The following is a 20,581-nucleotide window of genomic DNA, read 5'->3' on the forward strand; positions in this document are numbered from 1 at the left end:
TTCAAGCTTCAAGCTTCGAGCTACAGCCAAGGCTCTTATCTATGCGTGATTACCGCTGGCTCCACGAGTATTGCCTCAACCGCTTCGGCTCGGCCGAGGCCCTGGAAGCGCGTCTGCCGCAGCCGCGCAGCGATGCCGAGCTGCGCGGGCTGGCCGATGATCGCTACCTGTCGCTGCTGGCCTTGCGGGTGTTCCGCGCCGGGCTCAAGCACAGCCTGGTGGACGCCAAGTGGCCGGCCTTCGAGGAGGTGTTCTTCGGCTTCGACCCGGAGAAGGTGGTGCTGATGGGCGCCGAGCACCTGGAGCGGCTGATGCAGGATGCGCGGTTGATCCGCCACCTGGGCAAGCTCAAGAGCGTGCCGCGCAACGCCCAGTTCATCCTCGACGTGCGCCGCGAGAAGGGCAGCTTCGGTGCGCTGATCGCCGATTGGCCGGTGACCGACATCGTCGGCCTGTGGAAGTACCTGGCCAAGCACGGCAACCAGCTGGGCGGGCTGTCGGCGCCGCGCTTTTTGCGCATGGTCGGCAAGGACACCTTCATCCCCACCGACGACATGGTCGCCGCGCTCACGGCCCATGAGATCATCGACAAGGCGCCCACCAGCCTGCGCGATCTCGCCCTGGTGCAGGCCGCGTTCAACCGGTGGCATGAGGAAAGCGGCAGGCCGCTGTGCCAGCTCTCGGTGATGCTGGCCCATACCGTCAACCACTGATCCCGTTTCGCGAGGCAGGAGGCTTCCATGGACCATTCGTCGGATATCGCCCGGGTCGCCGCTGAGCTGAAGCGGGCCGAACGCATCCTCATCATCACGGGGGCAGGCCTTTCCGCGGATTCCGGCCTGCCCACCTACCGCGGGCTCGGTGGCCTCTACAACGGCATGACGGAGGAGGGCATCCCGATCGAGGAGGCCATCTCCGGCCCCATGCTGCGGCGGGACCCCGCCCTGTGCTGGAAGTACCTCGCCCAACTCGGGCGCGCCTGCCTCGGCGCACGCCCCAATGCCGGGCATGCAGCCATCGCCGAGCTGCAGCGGCTCAAGCCGGAATGCTGGGTGCTGACGCAGAACATCGACGGCTATCACCGCCAGGCGGGGTCGCCCGTGGAGCGGCTGATCGAGATCCATGGCGAACTGGCGCCCCTGTTCTGCCAGTCGTGCGGCGCCGAGAGCGACCAACTGTCGCAGCACCTGGAACGGCCTTTGCCTCCCAAATGCACGGTTTGCGGTGGTATTCTCCGGCCTCCCGTCGTCCTGTTCGAGGAAATGCTCCCCGAAAAGGCCATCGACACCCTCTATGCGCAACTGCGCAAGGGCTTCGATGCGGTGCTTGCGGTCGGCACCACGGCGAGCTTCCCCTACATCATCGAACCGGTGATGCGCACCCGCCAGCAAGGCGGCTTCACGGCGGAAATCAACCCCGCCAGCACTGATCTCGCCCGCTCGGTCGACGTACATCTGAAGGGAAAGGCCTTAGATGTTTTGCAGGAACTACTGAGTCACATTTCGATCGATTAAATTTGCAAATTAGATCGATAGAGGGCATATTCGCGCCTTCTTATAATTTTCGACACGGTCGTGCCCATGCTCAGTCGCTTCGCACCCCTCGTGCCTATCACGTTTGCACTGTTTCTCACCGCTTGCGCCGGCGTCTCGCCGAAGCCGCAAGTAGCCGCCACTCCGGAGCCCCAGGCCGCCATCGAAGAGCCGAGCGTCCAGGACATGGCGGACATGATGGACGACGAGCCCTACCAGCTGCCGTCCCTCGCCGACAACGTTCTCGAGCGTGGCTTCGAACTGGTGGGCACCCCCTACCGCTTCGGTGGCCGTTCCCTGAAGACCGGCTTCGATTGCAGCGGCTTCGTCGGCTACCTGTTCAAGGAAGAGGCGGGCATCCAGCTGCCGCGCTCCACCCGCGAGATGATCAATCTCGATGCGCCGGTCATCGCGCGCAGCGAGCTGAAGCCGGGCGATATCGTCTTCTTCAACAACCGTGGCCGTGGCCGCGTCAGCCACGCCGGCATCTACATCGGCGACGACCAGTTCATCCACTCCTCCAGCCATCGCAGCGGCGGTGTGCGGGTCGACAGCCTGGATGACCGCTACTGGAGCGCCAGCTACATGGAAGCCAAGCGCGTCCTGGCGCAGGTTTCCCCGTCGATGAACGCCTCGGCGCAAGGCTCGATGCACCGCTGATAGCGATCCTGATCCACCCATCGGCCCGGACCCTGTTCCGGGCCGATTCGTTTCCGCCTTCTTCTATATAGGTCCGGGTTGCCGCCCAAGCGCAGCGGCGATGGCTTTTTGCTTGCATTATTCGAGCGGTATCAGCAAATTAGCGAGCAAACCTCAAGTCAGGACTGACTTGCCATGCCCGCATTGCACCGTCTCGCCCTCATCGCGCTGCTCGCCCTCCTCGGTGCCTGCTCCAGCCATGCGCCGGCTCCCGCTCCCGTCTACACCCCGCCCGTGGTCCAGGCGCCGTCCTCGCCAGCGGCCGATGACGTGCTGTTCCGTGCACTCGGCCTGGTGGGCACCCCCTATCGCTACGGTGGCAACACCCCGGACAGCGGCTTCGACTGCAGCGGCCTGATCGGCTACGTCTACCGCGACGCCGCCGGCATCAGCCTGCCGCGTTCCACCCGCGAGCTCATCGCCATGCGCGTGCCGACCATCGGCATGAACGCCCTGCAGAGCGGCGACCTGGTGTTCTTCGCCACCAACGGCGGCGGCCAGGTCAGCCACGCCGGCATCTACGTGGGCGAGGGGCGCTTCGTCCACGCGCCCTCCAGCGGCGGAACGGTGCGCCTCGACAGCCTGTCCAATAGCTACTGGCAGAAAAGCTACCTGAACGCCAAGCGCGTGCTGCTCGATTCGCACCTGGCGAGCACGCCCTGAGAGGCTGCATGACCACCCGGACGCTCAACCTCGACGACGACCTCTACCGCTACCTGATCGACGTTTCCCTGCGCGAGACGCCATTGCTCGCGCGCCTGCGCGAGGAAACAGCGCTGCTGCCCACCGCGCGCTGGCAGATCGCCCCCGAGCAGGGCCAGTTCATGGCCATGCTGGTGCGGCTCACCGGAGCGCGACGCATCCTGGAAGTCGGCACCTTCACCGGCTACAGCGCCCTGGTGATGGCCGAAGCGATGCCGGCGGACGGCCGCATCCTCTGCTGCGACCTGCCCGGCGACTACAACGCCGTCGCCCGGCGCTACTGGCAGGAGGCGGGCGTCGAGGACTGCATCGACCTGCACCTGGCCCCGGCCCTGGAAACCCTCGGCCGCCTGGAGCGGGACGGGCAGGCCGGCAGCTTCGACCTGATCTTCATCGACGCCGACAAGGCCAACTACCCCGCCTACCTGGAACACGCCCTGGCCCTGGTGCGCAGCGGCGGCCTGGTGCTGTTCGACAACGTGCTGTGGAGCGGCCGCGTGCTGGAGGCCAACCCCGACAGCGCCGACACCCGCGCTATCAAGGCCCTGAACCGCGCGCTCAAGACCGATGCCCGCATCGACCTCTCGCTGCTCCCCATCGGCGACGGGCTGACCCTCTGCCGCAAGCGCTGAGCCCATGGCCGAGCCCATCCGCCTGCCGCCCCAGCCGGACGCCTGCGAGCTCTGCCGGCGCGCCGCGCCCCTGACCCGCCACCACCTGATCCCAAAGGCGCTGCACAGCAAGACCTACGTGCAGAAACGCTTCGCCCGCAGCGAGCGCATCACCGCCACCCTCTGGGTCTGCCGTCCCTGCCACAACCAGATCCACCGCCTGTTCAGCGAAAAGGAACTGGCGCTGACCTACAACACCCGCGAGGCGCTGATGGCCGACGAGCGCCTGCGCACCTTCGTCGACTGGCTGGCGGGCAAGCCGACGGGGTTCGAGCCGAGGCATTGAGCGCGCGCGGTAGCCCCGGCAGGGCATAGGTATTACCGTCACTCCTCCGGTAATACTGAGGGCTCCGCTATGCCGACCACACTCACCCGCAAGGGCCAGGTCACCATTCCCAAGCCGATCCGCGACGCACTGGGCCTGCACCCGGGCATGTCCGTGGAATTCAGCGTCAATCAGCAGGGCGAGGTGGTACTCAACCGCGTCGACCCCGAGCCCCAGGCGGCAGACCGTTTCGAGGCCGCTCGCGGCAAGGCCGGGCGCCGGTGGCGCACCGACGAGCTGATGACCTTGCTGCGCGGCGAAGACTGATGGTCTTGGTCCATACCCATGTGCTGATCGGCGTCCTGGCGGATGACCCGCAGTGGGCCGACTGGTCGATCCGCCAATTGCGTGCTCAGTCCCGGGTGCATGCGCTGGCGATCAACGCGGTGGTCTACGCCGAGCTGGCGCTGACCTTCGATCGCTTTGAGGCGCTCGACGAGACGGTCGAAGACCTGCAGCTGCAACTGCGCCACAGCTGCGCCAGCCACGACGCCCTGCACACCCTGCTGCGGGACTTCGACGAAGCCTTCTGCGACCTCCACGACCGCCCCAGCCAGGGCCGCATCAAAACCTGCCTGCAGAAGCAGATGATCCTGCTGGAAGCCCTCGGCCGCGACATGCCCTACGTAAAGGAATACGCCCTGTCGAGCATCTGCGACGAGGTGGCCCACTGACCCCACCGCAAGGTGCGCTGCGCGCTGAAGCTGCTCTACGGCTTCACCTGCGACCACCCCGGCGTCCGCCACGGCGGCAAACCCGGCAGCATGCTGGGCGAACTGGGCATGCGCGACCTGCTGGCGCTGTGCATCCTCTTCATCGGCTTCACCCCCTACCTCAGCGGCCGCATCGATGCCGACGCCATCTTCCCCGGCCTCTGACCGCCCACCCCACCGCGCGGCCCTACCCCGTAGCCCGGGCTTCAGCCCGGGAGCTGTTCGGGTCCCCGGACTGAAGTCCGGGCTACGGTGCCCCGCTGCAGCCGTGCCGAACGCCATTGGTGGATGGATAGAGCGCCAGTTGGCTCGGCGCGTACCCCCAGGCGGGGCCATCTCCCTTTTCATCCCGGGCCACGGCCCGTTCGACGACGCTGCCTCGGCAGCTACAAGGAGTAGGCAATGAACGAGAAGGCGTTTTTCTGGCAGGTGCAGAACGGCCAGCTACCGGCCCCCAAGGCCGCTGCGACCCTGGGCATCCGGATTCTCGCGGTGGATGGCGAGGCCGGCACCATCGAGGTGTCGTTCGAGGCCGTGGAGGCCTTCACCAACCCGGTGGGCAACGTACAGGGCGGGTTTCTCGCCGCCATGCTGGACGACACCATGGGCCCGGCCCTGGCCTCGACCCTGGGGGAGGGGGAGTTCGCCCCCACGCTGAACCTCAACGTCAGCTTCCACCGGCCCGCCCGGGTCGGCACGCTGCTCGGCCGGGGGCGTGTGGAGCGGCGCGGCGGCCAGGTGTGCTTCCTCTCCGCCGAGCTGGAGCAGGCCGGCAAGGTGGTGGCCACGGCAACCGCCACGGCGTTGGTGAGCCGGGCATGACGCCGCGTAGCCCGGGCTTCAGCCCGGGAGCTGTTCGTGGCCCCGGACTGAAGTCCGGGCTACCAGTGCCCCGGCGTTGCACCCGCGCAGCCGTGCCGAACGCCGTTGGTGGATGGAAAGAGCGCCATCCACCCTACAACCGGGCTACTAGAGCTGGCATGCCGCATGTTGCGGGTATCTGACCGCTGTAACCGTCGTCTTGTTGAACGGCTCGCTGGTGTTTAATGTAGCCAAATCGGCTACGAATGAAGCTAAAAAGGCTACAACATGAACCTTCTGGATACGCTTTTCGGCCTGCAACGCCAGCGCGTGCTGAGCTGGCTGCTGCTGCACCCCGAGCAGGCCCTGCATGTGCGCGAGCTGGCGCGCATCACCGATACCCACCCCGGCTCCCTGCACCGGGAGCTGGCACGTTTGGCTGAGGCAGGCCTTCTGCTGCGTTCACAGCAAGGCAACCAGGTGCTTTACCAGGCCAATCGGCAGTGCCCGGTGTTCGAGGAGTTGGCCGGGCTGTTCCGCAAGACGTCGGGTGTTGTCGATGTACTGCGGGCAGCCTTGGCGCCTCTGTCTGCCTCCATTGAGTACGCCTTCGTGTTCGGCTCCGTGGCCCGAGGCGAGGAGCAGGCCCACAGTGATGTGGATGTGATGGTGATAGGCTCGGCGGGCTTCGTCGACCTGGTGCGGGCGTTGAACCCTTGCCAGGAGCAGCTGGGGCGTGAGGTGAACCCGGTGCTGTACGGGGTGCAGGAGTTCCAGCGCAAGCTGGCCGAAGGTGAGCCCTTCATCCGCGAGCTGGTGAGTCGGCCGCGGCTTTTCATACAGGGAGTAGAAGATGACTTTGGAGAATTTGCTGGCCTTGCAGCGTCTGCAGCAAGTAACCCCTGACAAGGCTGCCATTGCTCGGCTGGTCGCCGCCGCCAGCCGCAATCTGGCCGATGCCCAGTTGCAGGCCCTGAGTGCCGACAACCGTTTCGATGCCGCCTACAAGTGCCTGCTGCAATGCGCCATGGTGGGGTTGCAGGCCAACGGTTACCGCACTTCCACCAGCCAGCCGGGCCATCACCAGACCGCTCTGCAGGCGCTGCCCAAGAGCATGGGCATCGAGCCCGAGCGCTTGGTGGTGCTCGATACCTTGCGGCGCAAACGCAATCTCAGTGACTACGACGGTGAGCCGGTCTCCGAGGCGATGCTGGCCACATGCCTGGAAGAGGCCCACAGCTTGCTAGAGCACACCCTGGGCTGGCTACACGAACACCATCCCGAGCTGGTCGATTGAGGTCGCGTGGTGTTCTCGCATCAGGCTTTGACTCGTTGGTGATGCGAGCCGTGCTGGCACTTTGTATGCTTGCGCGGTTCGTTCCCTCTCTCCCTCGGCCACCCCGTTGAACGGGTTGGCGAGTCATCAAGGACGTTGAAATGAAGGCATCGGAAGCGCGTTTTCTCGATCTCCTCAAGCAAGCCCCGCAGTTCGTCATCCCCATCTACCAGCGCACCTACTCCTGGACGGAGAAGGAATGCGAGCAACTGTGGAATGACATCCTGCGGGCCGGGCGTGACGAGGAGGTGAGTGCGCATTTCGTGGGCTCGGTGGTGTACGTGGAGAAGGGCCTGTCGAGCCTGACCAGCGTGGAGCCCTACCTGGTGATCGACGGCCAGCAGCGCCTGACCACGGTGACCCTGCTGCTCACGGCCCTGGCCCACCACCTGGCGGGCCTGGACGAGGCGGAGCAGGAGCCGCTGGACGGCTTCTCCCCCGAAAAGCTGCGGGCCTATTACCTGGAGAACCCGCTGGAGCGCGGCGAGCGGCGCTACAAGCTGGTGCTGTCGCAAACCGACAAGGCCTCGCTGATCGCCCTGGTGGCCGGCAAGGAACAGCCTGCGGAGCACTCCCTGCGGGTGTACGAGAACTACCGCTTCTTCGAGCGCTGCATCGCCGAGCAGCATGAGGACCTGGCCGCCCTGTGCCGGGGGCTGGCCAAGCTGGTGCTGGTGGACATCGCGCTGAATCGCTCGCAGGACAACCCGCAGCTGATCTTCGAAAGCATGAACTCCACCGGCCGCAAGCTGAGCCAGGCCGACCTGATCCGCAACTTCATCCTCATGGGGCTGGAAACCGAGCTGCAAAGCCGCCTGTACGAGGATTACTGGCGGCCGATGGAGGTGGCCTTCGGGCAGGAGGCCTACGGGCTCTATTTCGATGCCTTCATGCGCCACTACCTGACACTCAAGACCGGCGAGATTCCGCGCCAGGACGAGGTCTACGAGGCCTTCCGCAGCCACAGCCGCAAGCCGAAGGTCGCCCAGCTCGGGGTGGAAGCGCAGGTGCGCGAGGTGCGTGACTACGCGCGCTACTTCTGCGCCATGGCGCTGAATGCCGAGCCCGACCCTGAGCTGGCCCAGGCCTTCCATGACCTGCGCGAGCTGAAGGTGGAGGTGGCCTATCCCTTCCTGCTGGAGCTGTACCACGACTACGCCACGGGCCAACTGAGCCATGCCGACCTGCTGGCGGCGGTGCGCCTGGTGGAGTCCTACGTGTTCCGTCGCACGGTCTGCGCCATCCCCACCAACTCGATGAACAAGACCTTCGCCACCTTTGGCCGGGCGCTGAAGAAGGACCGCTACCTGGAGAGCATCCAGGCGCACTTCCTGGGCTTGCCGTCGTACCGCCGCTTTCCCTCGGACGAGGAGTTCCGCCGGGCGCTGCCCGAGCGCGACCTGTACAACATCCGGGTGCGCAGCTACTGGTTGCGGCGCTTCGAGAACTTCCAGCGCAAGGAGCGGGTGGTGGTGGACGAGTACACCATCGAGCACATCATGCCGCAGAACCCGGCGCTCTCCGCCGAGTGGCGCGAGGCCCTGGGGGCCAACTGGGAGGAGGTGCACGGCTACTGGCTGCACACCCTCGGCAACCTGACCCTGACCGGCTACAACGCCGAGTACAGCGACCACCCGTTCCAGGCCAAGCGCGACATGCCGGGCGGCTTCCGCGAGAGCCCGCTGCGCCTGAACGCCGGCCTGGGCAGCGTGGAGCAGTGGAACGAGGCGGCCATCCAGGCACGCGCGGCGCAACTGGCCGAGCGGGCCTTGCAGGTGTGGACGGCGCCGCATCTGGAGGTGCAGGTGCTGGCGGCCTACCAGGAGCCGTCGGAGGAGACGGGCTACGGGCTCAAGGACCATCCCTACCTTCAGGTGGAGCCGGGCGCGTCGCTGTTCGAGGCCTTCCGCAAGGCGGTCAAGGCGCTCGATCCCTGTGTCAGCGAGCAATTTCTGAAGCTGTACGTAGCCTTCAAGGCCGAGACCAATTTCGTCGACGTGGTGCCCCAGTCGTCGCGCCTGCGCCTGTCGCTGAACATGCCCTTCGCCGAGATCAACGACCCGCGCGGGCTCTGCCAGGATGTGACCGGGCTGGGGCGCTGGGGCAATGGCGATGTGTCCGTGGTGTTGGATTCATTGAATGACCTGCCGTACATCCTCGGGCTGGTGCGCCAGTCCCTGGAGCGGCAGCTGGGCAGTGGGACAGACGCATGAGCAACTTTGATTTCCTCAAGGCCGAATGGCCCGCGCTGCGCGCCTAGGCGCTGTCGGCCTACCTCGTCGGCAAGACGCTGAGCGCAACCAGATCGAATCCGGTTTCATGAATGCAGGCAGGCGTTACGACTTTCACCGACCTGGCTCCGGCGGGGCCGGATGGGCTGTTCAACCGAGCAGATCGATGAGCTGGTAGCGGTGTCGGAGCGGGTGAGGTCTGGCGCGCTGGTGGCTTGACTCAAGCCGCCTTAGCCATCGCCTCGCACTCCTCCACGCAGCGCTGGCAGGCCTGCGCGCATTCCTGGCAGTGGTCGTGGTCGTGCTTGGCGCATTCCTCGGCGCAGGCCTGGCAGGCGATGGCGCAGAGGCGGCAGATCTCGTCGGCCAGCGGGCTGTCGCGGGCCATCAGCAGGGCGGCGAGGCGGCACAGGTCGGCGCAGTCGCGGTCGGTGCGGATGCACAGCGCCATGTGCGCGGCGTCTTCCTCGCGCAGGCAGGAGGCGGCGCAGTGTTCGCAGGCGATGGCGCAGGCGTTGCAGGCCTGGATGCAGGAGGCATAGCGTTCGCGGATCATCGGAAGTCTCCTCATGGAGTGGGTCCTGTTGAGTGGACGCAGGCCCGCGGCCATCGGTTCGACCCCTTTTTCCGCCTGCCGCCCGTCGATTGACCCTGACCACAGCGGCCACTAAGCTGCGCGCCGTGCACCAGGTGCCCCGCGGCTATGCCGCCGGGGTGAAACAGGGAAGCCGGTCCATTCTCCCGAAGAATCCGGCGCTGCCCCCGCAACGGTAGGCGAGTCATCCACCGCATCCAGCCACTGTGCCCCGGCATGGGAAGGCGCGGTCGGGGAACCGACGGTTCCACTCGCAAGCCCGGAGACCGGCCTGGTGTGACCGCGCATGGGACCGCCCCATGCATCACCCCAGGAGGTCGCGCGGGTGGCGCGACGGAGACCGAATCTTGAACCGAAACGCTTCCCCGAGGCCGGCGCTGCTGGCTGTTCTCGGCATCTCGTGCATTGCCCCGCTGGCCGCAGCCCCCCTCGAGCTCGACGAGCAGGTGGTCACGGCCACCCGCAGCGAGCAGCCCGTGCGCGCCAGCCTGGCCGCCACCACCGTGATCGACCGCGAGGCCATCGAGCGCAGCCAGGCCAGCTCGTTGCAGGAACTGCTGCGCAAGGTGCCGGGCGTCACCCTCGGCAACAACGGCGGCCCGGGCAAGAACACCACGCTGTTCATGCGCGGCAGCGAATCCGACCACGTGCTGGTGCTGGTCGATGGCGTCAAGGTCGGCTCCGTCAGCGCCGGTCTGGCGGCCTTCCAGGACCTGCCGGTGGAGCTGATCGAGCGCATCGAAGTGGTCCGTGGCCCGCGCTCCAGCCTCTACGGCTCCGAAGCCATCGGCGGGGTGATCCAGATCTTCACCCGCAAGGGGCATGGCGAGGGCGCGGCCAAGCCCTGGTTCTCCGCCGGCTACGGCACCCATGACAGCTATCAGGGCAGCGCCGGGGTGGCCGGTGGCGACGAGCAGGCCTGGTACAACCTCGGCGTCAGCAGCCAGGACACCGACGGCATCAACTCCCGCCGCCAGGGCAGCAACTACTACGAGCCCGACGCCGACGGCTACCGCAACCTGTCCGGCACCCTCAACGCCGGCGTGCAACTCGGTGGGCTGGCGCTGGACGGCACGCTGATGCGCGCCAAGGCCCATAACGACTACGACGACATCGACAACGGTGGTTACCTGCATCCCCTCGGCGGCCATGGCGCCAACGCCGACAACCGCCAGGAGGTGATCGGCGGCCGCGCCCGCTTCAGCCCCCAGGACATCTGGAACATCACCCTCCGGGCCGGTCGCAGCGAGGACAAGTCCACCAGCCACACCGATGGCCTGTTCGACGCCCGCTTCGACTCCAAGCGCGACAGCGCTTCCTGGCTCAACGACCTGACCCTCGCCGAAGGCCATGTGCTGACCCTGGGCTACGACTGGCAGCGCGACCAGGTCAGCAGCTCCACCGCCTTCGAGCAGGACTCGCGCCGCAACCAGGGCTGGTTCGCCCAGTACCTGGGGCAGGCTGGCCAGCAGGACTGGCAGCTGTCGCTGCGCCGTGACGACAACGAACAGTTCGGCACCCACGACACCGGCAGCGCCGCCTGGGGCTATGCGCTCAGCGACGCGTTGCGCTTCAGCCTCGGCTACGGCACCGCCTTCAAGGCGCCCAGCTTCAACGAGCTGTACTACCCCGGCTACGGCAACCCGGGCCTGGATGCGGAAACCTCCGAGAGCTTCGAGGCCGCGCTCACCGGGCAGCACGACTGGGGCAACTGGTCGATCAACGCCTACCGCACCCATGTCGACGACCTGATCGCCTACGACTCCACCCTCGGCCCGTACGGCGGCCCCAACAACATCGGCAAGGCCCGCATCGACGGCCTCGAACTGGTGCTCGGCAGCCAATTGCTGGGCTGGGACTGGAACGCCAACGCCACCTTCATCGACGCCGAGAACCGCGACCACGGCAGCAACGCCGGCAACGAGCTGCCGCGTCGCCCGCAGCAGAGCTTCAACCTCGACCTCGACCGGCGCATCGGCCGCTTCGGCCTGGGCGCCACGCTGCACGCCGAAGGCCGCAGCTACGACGATTTGGCCAACCGCAACCAGGTGGCCGGCTACGCCTCCCTCGACCTGCGCGGCGAGTACTGGCTGACCGAGGAATGGCGCCTGCAGGCCAAGGTCACCAACCTGCTGGATGCCGACTACGAAACCGCGCTGGACTACAACCAGCCCGGGCAGGCAGTGTTCTTCAGCGTCCGCTACCAAGCCCTCTGACAGGAGCCCCCATGACCGAATCCATCGAACGCGATGCCCGCCACAAGGCGCGCATGCAGCGCAAGAAAGCCCTGATCGACGAGAAGATCGCCCAGGCCCAGGACGAGTACGGCCTGTTGCTGGTGCACACCGGCAACGGCAAGGGCAAGAGCAGCTCGGCCTTCGGCATGGTCGCCCGCGCCCTTGGGCACGGGGTGAAGGTGGGGGTGGTGCAGTTCATCAAGGGCGGCATGTCCACCGGCGAGGAAGCCTTCTTCCGCCGCTTCCCGGACGAGGTCGCCTACCACGTGATGGGCGAGGGCTACACCTGGGACACCCAGGACCGCCAGCGCGACATCGAGAAGGCGCAGCAGGCCTGGGCCGTCGCGGCGCAGCTGCTCAACGACCCGCAGGTCGGCCTGGTGGTGCTGGACGAGCTGAACATCGCCCTCAAGCACGGCTACCTGGACCTGGAGACCGTGCTCCGCGACATCGAATCGCGCCCCGAGCTGCAGCACGTGGTCGCCACCGGTCGTGGTGCGCCCCAGGGCCTGATCGACGCCGCCGACACCGTCACCGAGATGAGCCTGGTCAAGCACGCGTTCAAATCCGGGGTGAAGGCGCAGAAAGGGGTGGAATTCTGAGCACCTCCACGCGCCATTGCCCGGCCCTGCTGATCGCCGCGCCGGCGTCCGGCCAGGGCAAGACCACCGTCACCGCCGCCCTGGCGCGCCTGCATGCCCGCCAGGGCAAGCGCGTGCGGGTGTTCAAGTGCGGGCCGGATTTCCTCGACCCGATGATCCTCGCCCGCGCCTCCGGCGCGCCGGTGTACCAGTTGGACCTGTGGATGATCGGCGAGGCAGAGAGCCGCCGCCTGCTCTGGGAAGCCGCCGCCGAGGCCGACCTGATCCTCATCGAGGGCGTGATGGGCCTGTTCGACGGCTCGCCTTCGGCCGCCGACCTGGCGCGCTGCTTCGGCGTGCCGGTGATGGCGGTGATCAACGGCGCCGCCATGGCCCAGACCTTCGGTGCCCTGGCCGTGGGCCTCGCCACCTACCAGCCGGGCCTGCCGTTCTCCGGCGTGCTCGGCAACCGGGTCGGCAGCCAGCGTCACAGCGACCTCATCCGCGACAGCCTGCCGGGCTGGATCCGCTGGTACGGCTCCCTGCCGCGCAGCGCCGAGGTCGAGCTGCCCAGCCGCCACCTGGGGCTGGTGCAGGCCGAGGAGCTGGCCGACCTGGACGCACGCCTGGACGCCGCCGCCGATGCCCTGGCCGCCAGCGCCTCGGTGGAGCTGCCGCCGGCCGTGGCCTTCGAGGCGCCGCCCGCCCAGGCGCTGCGACCGACCCTGGAAGGCGTGCGCATCGGCGTCGCCCGCGACACCTCCTTCGCCTTCACCTACCAGGCCAACCTCGACCTGCTGCGCGCCCTCGGTGCGGAGCTGCGGTTCTTCTCGCCACTGACCGACACCGCCCTGCCCGAGGTGGACAGCCTCTACCTGCCCGGCGGCTACCCCGAGCTGCACCTGGCGCCGCTGGCGGAAAACCGCGCCATGGCCGAGGCGGTCCGTGCCCACCATGAGGCCGGCAAGCCGATCCTCGCCGAGTGCGGCGGCATGCTCTACCTGCTCGATGCACTCACCGACGCCGAGGGCGCGCGCGCCGAACTGGTCGGCCTGCTGCCCGGCAGCGCGGTGATGCAGAAGCGCCTGGTGGCCCTGGCCCTGCAGGAGGTCGAGCTGCCCGGCGGTGCGTTGCGCGGCCACACCTACCACCATTCGCGCCTCGACTCGCCGCTGCAGCCCCTGGCGCGCGGCACCTGCCCGAACGACAAGCCGGTGGCCGAGGCGGTGTTCCGCACCGGCCGCCTCACCGCGTCGTACATCCACTTCTACCTGCCGTCCAATCCCGCTGCGGCGGCGGAGCTCCTGCGCCCATGACCGACAACGCCTTCAGCCCCGAGGAGCGCGCCGCCGTCTACCGCGCCATCGCCGAGCGCCGCGACATGCGCCACTTCAGCGGCGGCGAGGTGGCCCCCGAGCTGCTCGCGCGCCTGCTGGAGGCGGCGCACCAGGCGCCCAGCGTCGGCCTGATGCAGCCCTGGCGCTTCATCCGCGTCACCGAGCCGGCGCTGCGCGAAGACATCCACGGCCTGGTGGAAGCGGAGCGGGTGCGCACCGCCGAGGCCCTGGGCGAGCGCTCCGACGAATTCATGCGGCTGAAGGTCGAAGGCATCCGCGACTGCACCGAGCTGCTGGTCGCCGCGCTGATGGATGGGCGCGAGGCGCATGTCTTCGGGCGACGCACGCTGCCGGAAATGGATATGGCGTCGCTGGCCTGCGCGATTCAGAATCTCTGGCTCGCCGCCCGTGCCGAAGGCCTGGGCCTGGGCTGGGTCTCGCTGTTCGACCCGCAAGCCCTGGCCGACCTGCTCCGCATGCCGCCCGGAAGCAAGCCCCTGGCGGTGCTCTGCCTGGGCCCGGTCGAGGCCTTCTACCCGGCGCCGATGCTGGCGCTGGAAGGCTGGGCGCAACCGCGTCCGTTGTCCGAACTGCTGTTCGAGAACCAGTGGGGAAACAAGGAATGAGCCTGGGCATGCTGACATTGGCCGCCGTGGTGCTGGACGCCGTCTTCGGCGAGCCGCGCCGCTGGCACCCGCTGGTGGCCTTCGGTGACTGGGCCAAGCGCCTGGAGCAGCGCTTCAACCCTGGCGGCCGTGGCTGGCGCAGCCATGGCGTCAGCGCCTGGGTGATCGCCGTGCTGCCGCTGACCCTGGCGGCCTGGTGGCTGGCCGAGCTGCCCTGGGTCGGCACCCTGGTGGGCGTGGTCGCGCTCTATGCCGCCATCGGCCTGCGCAGCCTCAACGAACACGCCGAGCCCGTGGCCGTGGCGTTGCAGGGCGGCGACCTGGACGAGGCGCGCCGTCGCGTCGGCTACATGGTCAGCCGCGAGACCCGCGAGCTGGACGAGAGCGCCGTGGCCCGCGCCGCCACCGAATCGGTGCTGGAGAACGGCAGCGACGCGGTGTTCGCCGCGCTGTTCTGGTTCGCCGTGGCCGGCGCGCCGGGCGTGGTGCTGTACCGCCTGAGCAATACCCTCGACGCCATGTGGGGCTATCGCAACGAGCGCTTCGAGCGTTTCGGCTGGGCCGCCGCGCGCATCGACGACGTCCTCAATTTCATTCCCGCGCGCCTGGTCGCACTGACCTATGCGCTGCTCGGCAAGACGGCGCTGGCGCTGCATTGCTGGCGCAAGCAGGCGCCGCTCTGGGACAGCCCCAACGCCGGCCCGGTGATGGCCGCCGGCGCCGGTGCGCTGGGCGTGCAACTGGGCGGGCCGGCCGTGTACCACGGCGAGCTGCACGAGCGCCCGTGCCTGGGGCAGGGCGAGCCCGCGCGCGCCGAGGACATCGGCCGTGGCATGGACCTGGTGCGCCAGGGCGTGATGCTCTGGGTGGGCGTTCTGATCATCGGAGGATGGCTCGTTGCTTGAGCATGGAGGCAGGCTGCGCGCCGCCGCGCAGCGTTATCGCATTCCCGAGGCGGACTGGCTCGACCTCTCCACCGGCATCGCCCCCTACGGCTGGACCCTGCCCGAGGTGCCCGCCGCGGCCTGGGCGCGCCTGCCCGAGCGCGACGACGGCCTGGAAGAGGCCGCGCGCCAGTACTACCGCGCCCCGTCTTTGCTGCCGGTGGCCGGCTCCCAGGCCGCCATCCAGGCGCTGCCACGCCTGCGTCGCACATCCCAGGTGGGCATCCTCTCGCCTTGCTACGCCGAGCACAGTGCCGCCTGGCGCCGGGTCGGCCATCGCCTGGAAGAGATCAGCGAGGCCGGCGCGCGCCGTGCCATCGACCGCCTCGACGTGCTGGTGGTGGTCAACCCCAACAACCCCACCGGCCAGCGTTACTCCCCGGAGCTGCTGCTGGACTGGCATGCGCGCCTGGCCGAGCGTGGCGGCTGGCTGGTGGTGGACGAAGCCTTCATGGACTGCACCGGCGACCAGAGCCTGGCGCGGGTCAGCCACCTGCCCGGCCTCATCGTGCTGCGCTCCTTCGGCAAGTTCTTCGGCCTCGCCGGGTTGCGCCTGGGCTTCGCCTGCGCCGCTCCCGAGCTGCTCGACGAGATGGAGGAGCTGCTCGGACCCTGGGCGGTCAGCGGCCCGGCGCGGGCCATCGCCAAGGGCCTGCTGCAGGATGTCGACGGCCAGGCCCGGCAGCGCGAGCGCCTGCTGCGGGACGGCCAGCGCCTGGCCCGCCTGCTCGGCAGCCATGGCCTGCAACCCACCGGCGGCTGCTCGCTGTTCCAGTGGGTCGCCATGCCCCACGCCGGGGTGGTGCACGAATACCTCGCCGCCCACGGCATCCTCACCCGGTTGTTCGTCACGCCGTCGAGCCTGCGTTTCGGACTGCCGCCCGACGAGGCCGGCTGGCAGCGCCTGGACACCGTGCTGAGCGGCTTCGCCCGGGAGCTCGCATGACCACACTGATGGTGCAGGGCACCACCTCCGACGCCGGCAAGAGCACCCTGGTGACCGCGCTGTGCCGCTGGCTCAAGCGCCAGGGCGTGGCGGTGGTGCCGTTCAAGCCGCAGAACATGGCGCTCAACAGTGCGGTGACCGCCGACGGCGGCGAGATCGGCCGCGCCCAGGCGGTGCAGGCCCAGGCCTGCGGGCTGGCGCCGCACACCGACATGAACCCGGTGTTGCTCAAGCCCAATACCGACACCGGTGCCCAGGTGATCATCCACGGCCGCGCCGTCACCTCGATGAACGCCGTCGCCTACCACGACTACAAGAAGGTCGCCATGCAGGCGGTGCTGGCCTCCCACCAGCGCCTGGAGGCCGGCTACCGGGTGGTGATGGTGGAGGGCGCCGGCTCCCCGGCGGAGATCAACCTGCGCGCCAACGACATCGCCAACATGGGCTTCGCCGAGGCGGTGGACTGCCCGGTGATCCTCATCGCCGACATCGACCGGGGCGGCGTCTTCGCCCATCTGGTGGGCACCCTGGCGCTGCTCTCGGAGAGCGAGCAGGCACGGGTGAAGGGCTTCGTGATCAACCGCTTCCGGGGCGACATCGCCTTGCTGCAACCCGGCCTCGACTGGCTGGAGGCGCGTACCGGCAAGCCGGTGCTCGGGGTGCTGCCCTACATCACCGACTTCCACCTGGAGGCCGAGGACGCCATCGACCGCCGCCAGGACGCCAAGCCCCGCGAGGCGTTGAAGGTGGTGGTGCCGGTGCTGCCGCGCATCAGCAACCACACCGATTTCGACCCGTTGCGCCTGCACCCCCAGGTGCAGCTGACCCTGGTCGGTCCGGGGCAGGCGCTGCCACCGGCGGACCTGATCATCCTGCCCGGCTCCAAGAGCGTGCGCGCCGACCTGGCCTTCCTCCGCGCGCAGGGCTGGGACGCGGCCATCGCCCGCCACCTGCGCTACGGCGGCAAGCTGCTGGGCATCTGCGGCGGCCTGCAGATGCTCGGCGAGCGCATCGACGACCCCCACGGCCTGGAAGGGCCCGCCGGCAGCAGCGCCGGCCTCGGCCTGCTCGCCTTCGACACGGTGCTGGAGCCGGAGAAGCAGCTGCGCAACGTGCGTGGCCGCCTGGGCCTGGAAGGTGCCGCGGTGACCGGCTACGAAATCCACGCCGGGGTCAGCCGTGGCGCCGCCCTGGAGCGGCCCGCCGCGCAACTGGACGACGGCCGCTGCGACGGCGCCGTGAGCGAGGACGGCCAGGTGCTCGGCACCTACCTGCATGGCCTGTTCGAGGCTGCCGAGGCCCGTGACGCGCTGCTGCGCTGGGCCGGCCTCGCCGAGGTGCAGGCCGTGGACTACCCGGCGCTGCGCGAGCGCGACATCGAGCGCCTGGCCGATCAGGTCGAGCGCCACCTGGATACCGACCTGCTGCGCCGCCTCTGCGGCCTGGAGCCCGCCCATGGCTGAACTTATTCTCGGCGGCGCCCGTTCGGGCAAAAGCCGCCTGGCCGAACGCCTCGCCGGCGAGTCGGGCCTGGCCGTCACCTACATCGCCACCAGCCAGCCGCTGGACGGCGAGATGAGCCAGCGCGTGGCCAGCCACCGTGCCCGGCGCCCCGACCATTGGGGCCTGGTGGAGGAACCCACCGAACTGGCTCGGGTGCTGCGCGAGCACGCGGCCCCCGGCACCTGCCTGCTGGTGGACTGCCTGACCCTGTGGCTGACCAACCTGCTGATGCTGGAGGACGAGGCGCGCCTCGTCGCCGAGCGCGACGCCCTGCTGGCCTGCATCGGCGAGCTGCCGGGGCGGGTGCTGCTGGTGAGCAATGAAACCGGCCTCGGGGTCGTGCCCCTGGGCGAACTGACCCGCCGCTACGTCGATGAAGCCGGTTGGCTGCACCAGGCCCTGGCCGAACGCTGCACCCGCGTGACCTTCACCGTCGCCGGCCTGCCCATGCTGTTGAAGGGAGAGCCCCTATGACCTCACTCGCGTGGTGGTTGGCCGAGTGCCAGCCCCAGGACCATGTTGCCCGCACCCGGGCCCAGGCCCGCCAGGACCAGCTGACCAAGCCGCGTGGCGCCCTGGGCCAGCTGGAAGGCCTGGCGATCACCCTCGCTTCGATGCAGGGCAGTGATCGCCCCGAGGTCGCGCGGCCCTGGTTCGCCGTGTTCGCCGGCGACCACGGCGTGGTGGAGGAGGGCGTTTCCGCCTACCCGCAGGCGGTGACCGGCGAGATGCTGCGCAACTTCGTGCGTGGCGGCGCGGCCATCAACGTGCTGGCCCACAGCCTGGGGGCGACCCTGGAGTTGGTCGACCTGGGCACCGCCGTGCCGCTGGAGCGCTTGCCTGGCGTGCTGCACCTGGGCCTGGGCGCCGGCACCGCCAACTTCGCCCGCGAACCGGCGATGAGCGATGCCCAGTGCCTGGCCGCGCTGGAGGCTGGCCGCGCCAGTGCCGAGCGTGCGGTGGACTCGGGGGCCGACATATACCTCGGCGGCGAGATGGGCATCGGCAATACCACCGCCGCCAGCGCCCTGGCCTGCGCGCTGCTGGGCACCCTGGCGGCACAACTGGTCGGCCCCGGCACCGGGCTGGACGACAAGGGCGTGCAGCACAAGGCCGAGGTGATCGAACGCGCCCTGGCCCTGCACAGGCCCCATTGCCATGGCCCGCTGGAAAGCCTGCGCCGCCTCGGTGGCTTCGAGGTCGCGGCCCTGGCTGGCGCCTACCTCGGCTGCGCCCAGCGCGGCATCCCGGTGCTGGTGGACGGCTTCATCTGCAGCGTCGCCGCGCTCTGCGCCGTGCGCATGAACCCCGCCTGCCGCGACTGGCTGCTGTTCTCCCACCGTTCCGCCGAGCCGGGCCACCAGGCCGTGCTGGCGGAGCTGCAGGCGCAAACCCTGCTCGACCTCGGCCTGCGCCTGGGTGAGGGCAGTGGCGCCGCCATCGCCTTGCCGCTGCTGCGCCTGGCCTGCGACCTGCACAACGGCATGGCCACCTTCGCCGAGGCCGCCGTCTCGGATCGCCCGGCATGAGCCTGGTCATCGACCTGCTGCGCCATGGCGAAACCGAACTGGGCGCGGGCTTTCGCGGCAGCCTGGACGATGCCCTGACCGAAACCGGTTGGGCGCAGATGCGTGGTGCGGTGGAGGGGGCCGGCCCCTGGGACGGCATCGTCAGCTCGCCGTTGCAGCGTTGCGCGCGCTTCGCCGAGGAGCTGGCCGGGCGCCTGGACCTGCCGCTGGGTTTCGACGCCGACCTGCGCGAGCTGCATTTCGGCGCCTGGGAAGGCCGCACCGCCGCCCAGCTGATGGCCACCGATGAGGCCGGCCTGGGCCTGTTCTGGAACGACCCCTACAGCTTCACCCCGCCCGACGGCGAGGCGCTGCTCGACTTCGAGGCCCGCGTTCACGCGGCGGCGGCGCGTTTGCAGGAAGGCTTCGCCGGCCAGCGCCTGCTGGTGGTCAGCCACGGCGGGGTGATCCGCCTGCTGCTGGCCCGCGCACGGGGCCTGCCACGGGCCCAGCTGATGCAGGTGGAGGTGCCCCACGCGACCTTGCACCGGATCGTTTTGCCATGACCCCGCTGCTGATCGCCCTGCAGTTCCTCACCCGCCTGCCGGTGCGCCTGCCGGGCATGCCCGAGCCGCAGCAGATCGGTCGCTCATTGCTGTTCTACCCGCTGGTGGGATTGCTGCTGGGCCTGGCGCTGCTGGCGCTGGAGTGGGTGCTGGGCGATACCTCGACGCTGCTCGAGGCCGCGCTGCTGCTGGCCGCCTGGGTGGCGCTGAGCGGTGGCCTGCACCTGGATGGCCTGGCCGATACGGCGGACGCCTGGGTGGGCGGCTACGGTGACCGCGAACGCACCCTGGCGATCATGAAGGACCCGCGCAGCGGCCCCATCGCCGTGGTCGTATTGGTGCTGGTCCTGCTGCTGAAGTTCGCCGCGCTGGTGGCGCTGCTGGAGCAGGGGCCGATCGCCGCGCTGCTGCTGGCACCCTGGCTGGCGCGGGCGCTGCTGCCACTGCTGTTCATGACCACGCCCTATGTGCGCCCCGGTGGGCTGGGGCAGGCGCTGGCCGAGCACTTGCCGCGCCGGGAGTTGCCCTGGGTGCTGGGCGCCCATGCGCTGCTGGGGCTGGTGTTCGGCTGGGTGGCGCTGGTCGCGCTGGTGGCGGCGCTGGCGCTGTTCGCCGGGTGGCGCCGTGGCTTGCTGCGGCGACTCGGCGGCACCACCGGCGACACGGCCGGGGCGCTGGTGGAACTGGCCGAGGTGGCCGTGCTGGTGGCGCTGGCGCTGCTGGGGTGA

Annotated in this window: 25 protein-coding genes and 1 riboswitch; of the genes, 24 read left to right on the forward strand and 1 reads right to left on the reverse strand. The window is 69.0% G+C overall.

Annotation, left to right across the window (positions count from 1 at the left end; translation table 11 throughout):
• Positions 1-41 precede the first annotated feature (41 nt).
• The 13 genes from WFQ67_RS27255 to WFQ67_RS27315 all read left to right on the forward strand — a co-directional run bounded on the left by WFQ67_RS27255 (position 42) and on the right by WFQ67_RS27315 (position 8,992).
• Positions 42-713 (forward strand): DNA-3-methyladenine glycosylase I, encoded by a 672-nt coding sequence (locus tag WFQ67_RS27255; protein WP_337058725.1) that lies wholly within the window; start codon positions 42-44, stop codon positions 711-713.
• Positions 714-740: 27 nt separating this feature from the next.
• Positions 741-1,514: an NAD-dependent deacylase gene (locus tag WFQ67_RS27260; protein ID WP_263150450.1), complete on the forward strand. Its 774-nt coding sequence runs from the start codon at positions 741-743 to the stop codon at positions 1,512-1,514.
• Between the two features lie 66 nt (positions 1,515-1,580).
• A complete protein-coding gene (locus WFQ67_RS27265; RefSeq protein WP_111262050.1) occupies positions 1,581-2,192 on the forward strand; it encodes a C40 family peptidase in 612 nt (203 codons plus the stop codon).
• A gap of 174 nt (positions 2,193-2,366) precedes the next feature.
• The gene (locus WFQ67_RS27270; RefSeq protein WP_111262051.1) at positions 2,367-2,894 is read left to right on the forward strand and encodes a C40 family peptidase; all 528 of its coding nucleotides are present in this window, start codon (positions 2,367-2,369) and stop codon (positions 2,892-2,894) included.
• 8 nt (positions 2,895-2,902) lie between these two features.
• Positions 2,903-3,565, forward strand: coding sequence for an O-methyltransferase (locus tag WFQ67_RS27275; RefSeq protein ID WP_337058726.1), 663 nt, complete (start codon positions 2,903-2,905; stop codon positions 3,563-3,565).
• Positions 3,566-3,569: 4 nt separating this feature from the next.
• The gene (locus WFQ67_RS27280; RefSeq protein ID WP_337058727.1) at positions 3,570-3,890 is read left to right on the forward strand and encodes a hypothetical protein; all 321 of its coding nucleotides are present in this window, start codon (positions 3,570-3,572) and stop codon (positions 3,888-3,890) included.
• Between the two features lie 69 nt (positions 3,891-3,959).
• Positions 3,960-4,196 carry an AbrB/MazE/SpoVT family DNA-binding domain-containing protein gene (locus tag WFQ67_RS27285; RefSeq protein ID WP_337058728.1) on the forward strand — a complete coding sequence of 79 codons (237 nt, stop codon included), beginning with the start codon at positions 3,960-3,962 and terminating at the stop codon, positions 4,194-4,196.
• Entirely contained in the window at positions 4,196-4,603 is a 408-nt protein-coding gene (locus tag WFQ67_RS27290; RefSeq protein WP_337058729.1) for a hypothetical protein, read from the forward strand. The genes WFQ67_RS27285 and WFQ67_RS27290 overlap by 1 nt, the downstream gene beginning before the upstream one ends.
• 12 nt (positions 4,604-4,615) lie before the next feature.
• Positions 4,616-4,807, forward strand: coding sequence for a hypothetical protein (locus WFQ67_RS27295; RefSeq protein WP_337058730.1), 192 nt, complete (start codon positions 4,616-4,618; stop codon positions 4,805-4,807).
• A 237-nt stretch (positions 4,808-5,044) separates the two neighbouring features.
• The gene (locus WFQ67_RS27300; protein WP_165667642.1) at positions 5,045-5,464 is read left to right on the forward strand and encodes a PaaI family thioesterase; all 420 of its coding nucleotides are present in this window, start codon (positions 5,045-5,047) and stop codon (positions 5,462-5,464) included.
• 267 nt (positions 5,465-5,731) lie between these two features.
• Positions 5,732-6,349, forward strand: coding sequence for a MarR family transcriptional regulator (locus WFQ67_RS27305; protein ID WP_044412606.1), 618 nt, complete (start codon positions 5,732-5,734; stop codon positions 6,347-6,349).
• The gene (locus WFQ67_RS27310; protein WP_279802430.1) at positions 6,297-6,740 is read left to right on the forward strand and encodes a DNA-binding protein; all 444 of its coding nucleotides are present in this window, start codon (positions 6,297-6,299) and stop codon (positions 6,738-6,740) included. Before WFQ67_RS27305 ends, WFQ67_RS27310 begins: the two co-directional genes overlap by 53 nt.
• A 140-nt stretch (positions 6,741-6,880) precedes the next feature.
• Positions 6,881-8,992: a GmrSD restriction endonuclease domain-containing protein gene (locus tag WFQ67_RS27315; protein WP_337058732.1), complete on the forward strand. Its 2,112-nt coding sequence runs from the start codon at positions 6,881-6,883 to the stop codon at positions 8,990-8,992.
• Positions 8,993-9,230: 238 nt separating this feature from the next.
• Here WFQ67_RS27315 and WFQ67_RS27320 read toward each other — a convergent pair whose 3' ends face one another.
• On the reverse strand, positions 9,231-9,566 hold the full coding sequence (locus WFQ67_RS27320; RefSeq protein WP_213625600.1) for a four-helix bundle copper-binding protein: 336 nt from the start codon (positions 9,564-9,566) through the stop codon (positions 9,231-9,233).
• Positions 9,567-9,692: 126 nt separating this feature from the next.
• Positions 9,693-9,884: riboswitch (cobalamin riboswitch) on the forward strand.
• 68 nt (positions 9,885-9,952) lie between these two features.
• On the opposite strand from WFQ67_RS27320, the gene btuB reads away from it, so the two are divergent.
• From btuB to WFQ67_RS27375, 11 genes are read left to right on the forward strand one after another with little or no spacing between them, the layout of a single operon-like run.
• Positions 9,953-11,821: a TonB-dependent vitamin B12 receptor gene (btuB, locus tag WFQ67_RS27325; RefSeq protein ID WP_442969633.1), complete on the forward strand. Its 1,869-nt coding sequence runs from the start codon at positions 9,953-9,955 to the stop codon at positions 11,819-11,821.
• An 11-nt stretch (positions 11,822-11,832) separates the two neighbouring features.
• Positions 11,833-12,444: a cob(I)yrinic acid a,c-diamide adenosyltransferase gene (gene cobO, locus WFQ67_RS27330; protein WP_173177993.1), complete on the forward strand. Its 612-nt coding sequence runs from the start codon at positions 11,833-11,835 to the stop codon at positions 12,442-12,444.
• Positions 12,441-13,739 carry a cobyrinate a,c-diamide synthase gene (locus tag WFQ67_RS27335; protein ID WP_337058790.1) on the forward strand — a complete coding sequence of 433 codons (1,299 nt, stop codon included), beginning with the start codon at positions 12,441-12,443 and terminating at the stop codon, positions 13,737-13,739. The genes cobO and WFQ67_RS27335 overlap by 4 nt, the downstream gene beginning before the upstream one ends.
• The gene (bluB, locus tag WFQ67_RS27340; RefSeq protein ID WP_213625598.1) at positions 13,736-14,386 is read left to right on the forward strand and encodes a 5,6-dimethylbenzimidazole synthase; all 651 of its coding nucleotides are present in this window, start codon (positions 13,736-13,738) and stop codon (positions 14,384-14,386) included. The genes WFQ67_RS27335 and bluB overlap by 4 nt, the downstream gene beginning before the upstream one ends.
• Positions 14,383-15,291 (forward strand): adenosylcobinamide-phosphate synthase CbiB, encoded by a 909-nt coding sequence (gene cbiB / locus WFQ67_RS27345; RefSeq protein WP_213625597.1) that lies wholly within the window; start codon positions 14,383-14,385, stop codon positions 15,289-15,291. The genes bluB and cbiB overlap by 4 nt, the downstream gene beginning before the upstream one ends.
• The gene (gene cobD / locus WFQ67_RS27350) at positions 15,284-16,276 is read left to right on the forward strand and encodes a threonine-phosphate decarboxylase CobD (protein WP_337058733.1); all 993 of its coding nucleotides are present in this window, start codon (positions 15,284-15,286) and stop codon (positions 16,274-16,276) included. Before cbiB ends, cobD begins: the two co-directional genes overlap by 8 nt.
• Positions 16,273-17,739, forward strand: coding sequence for a cobyric acid synthase (locus WFQ67_RS27355; RefSeq protein ID WP_337058734.1), 1,467 nt, complete (start codon positions 16,273-16,275; stop codon positions 17,737-17,739). Before cobD ends, WFQ67_RS27355 begins: the two co-directional genes overlap by 4 nt.
• On the forward strand, positions 17,732-18,253 hold the full coding sequence (gene cobU / locus WFQ67_RS27360) for a bifunctional adenosylcobinamide kinase/adenosylcobinamide-phosphate guanylyltransferase (protein WP_337058735.1): 522 nt from the start codon (positions 17,732-17,734) through the stop codon (positions 18,251-18,253). The genes WFQ67_RS27355 and cobU overlap by 8 nt, the downstream gene beginning before the upstream one ends.
• A complete protein-coding gene (gene cobT, locus WFQ67_RS27365) occupies positions 18,250-19,308 on the forward strand; it encodes a nicotinate-nucleotide--dimethylbenzimidazole phosphoribosyltransferase (protein ID WP_337058736.1) in 1,059 nt (352 codons plus the stop codon). The genes cobU and cobT overlap by 4 nt, the downstream gene beginning before the upstream one ends.
• Positions 19,305-19,853 carry an alpha-ribazole phosphatase family protein gene (gene cobC, locus WFQ67_RS27370; protein WP_337058737.1) on the forward strand — a complete coding sequence of 183 codons (549 nt, stop codon included), beginning with the start codon at positions 19,305-19,307 and terminating at the stop codon, positions 19,851-19,853. The genes cobT and cobC overlap by 4 nt, the downstream gene beginning before the upstream one ends.
• Positions 19,850-20,581, forward strand: a complete 732-nt coding sequence (locus WFQ67_RS27375) for an adenosylcobinamide-GDP ribazoletransferase (RefSeq protein WP_337058738.1) — start codon at positions 19,850-19,852, stop codon at positions 20,579-20,581. Before cobC ends, WFQ67_RS27375 begins: the two co-directional genes overlap by 4 nt.

The organism is Pseudomonas sp. USHLN015, assembly GCF_037153275.1.
In the GTDB taxonomy this organism is placed as follows: Bacteria; Pseudomonadota; Gammaproteobacteria; order Pseudomonadales; family Pseudomonadaceae; genus Metapseudomonas; species Metapseudomonas tohonis.

Coding starts and splice junctions, on each gene's coding strand:
- WFQ67_RS27255 (WP_337058725.1), top strand. CDS start 42: ATGCGTGATTACCGCTGGCTCCACGAGTATTGCCTCAACCGCTTCGGC.
- WFQ67_RS27260 (WP_263150450.1), top strand. CDS start 741: ATGGACCATTCGTCGGATATCGCCCGGGTCGCCGCTGAGCTGAAGCGG.
- WFQ67_RS27265 (WP_111262050.1), top strand. CDS start 1,581: ATGCTCAGTCGCTTCGCACCCCTCGTGCCTATCACGTTTGCACTGTTT.
- WFQ67_RS27270 (WP_111262051.1), top strand. CDS start 2,367: ATGCCCGCATTGCACCGTCTCGCCCTCATCGCGCTGCTCGCCCTCCTC.
- WFQ67_RS27275 (WP_337058726.1), top strand. CDS start 2,903: ATGACCACCCGGACGCTCAACCTCGACGACGACCTCTACCGCTACCTG.
- WFQ67_RS27280 (WP_337058727.1), top strand. CDS start 3,570: ATGGCCGAGCCCATCCGCCTGCCGCCCCAGCCGGACGCCTGCGAGCTC.
- WFQ67_RS27285 (WP_337058728.1), top strand. CDS start 3,960: ATGCCGACCACACTCACCCGCAAGGGCCAGGTCACCATTCCCAAGCCG.
- WFQ67_RS27290 (WP_337058729.1), top strand. CDS start 4,196: ATGGTCTTGGTCCATACCCATGTGCTGATCGGCGTCCTGGCGGATGAC.
- WFQ67_RS27300 (WP_165667642.1), top strand. CDS start 5,045: ATGAACGAGAAGGCGTTTTTCTGGCAGGTGCAGAACGGCCAGCTACCG.
- WFQ67_RS27305 (WP_044412606.1), top strand. CDS start 5,732: ATGAACCTTCTGGATACGCTTTTCGGCCTGCAACGCCAGCGCGTGCTG.
- WFQ67_RS27310 (WP_279802430.1), top strand. CDS start 6,297: ATGACTTTGGAGAATTTGCTGGCCTTGCAGCGTCTGCAGCAAGTAACC.
- WFQ67_RS27315 (WP_337058732.1), top strand. CDS start 6,881: ATGAAGGCATCGGAAGCGCGTTTTCTCGATCTCCTCAAGCAAGCCCCG.
- WFQ67_RS27320 (WP_213625600.1), bottom strand. CDS start 9,566: ATGATCCGCGAACGCTATGCCTCCTGCATCCAGGCCTGCAACGCCTGC.
- cobO (WP_173177993.1), top strand. CDS start 11,833: ATGACCGAATCCATCGAACGCGATGCCCGCCACAAGGCGCGCATGCAG.
- bluB (WP_213625598.1), top strand. CDS start 13,736: ATGACCGACAACGCCTTCAGCCCCGAGGAGCGCGCCGCCGTCTACCGC.
- cbiB (WP_213625597.1), top strand. CDS start 14,383: ATGAGCCTGGGCATGCTGACATTGGCCGCCGTGGTGCTGGACGCCGTC.
- WFQ67_RS27355 (WP_337058734.1), top strand. CDS start 16,273: ATGACCACACTGATGGTGCAGGGCACCACCTCCGACGCCGGCAAGAGC.
- cobU (WP_337058735.1), top strand. CDS start 17,732: ATGGCTGAACTTATTCTCGGCGGCGCCCGTTCGGGCAAAAGCCGCCTG.
- cobT (WP_337058736.1), top strand. CDS start 18,250: ATGACCTCACTCGCGTGGTGGTTGGCCGAGTGCCAGCCCCAGGACCAT.
- cobC (WP_337058737.1), top strand. CDS start 19,305: ATGAGCCTGGTCATCGACCTGCTGCGCCATGGCGAAACCGAACTGGGC.
- WFQ67_RS27375 (WP_337058738.1), top strand. CDS start 19,850: ATGACCCCGCTGCTGATCGCCCTGCAGTTCCTCACCCGCCTGCCGGTG.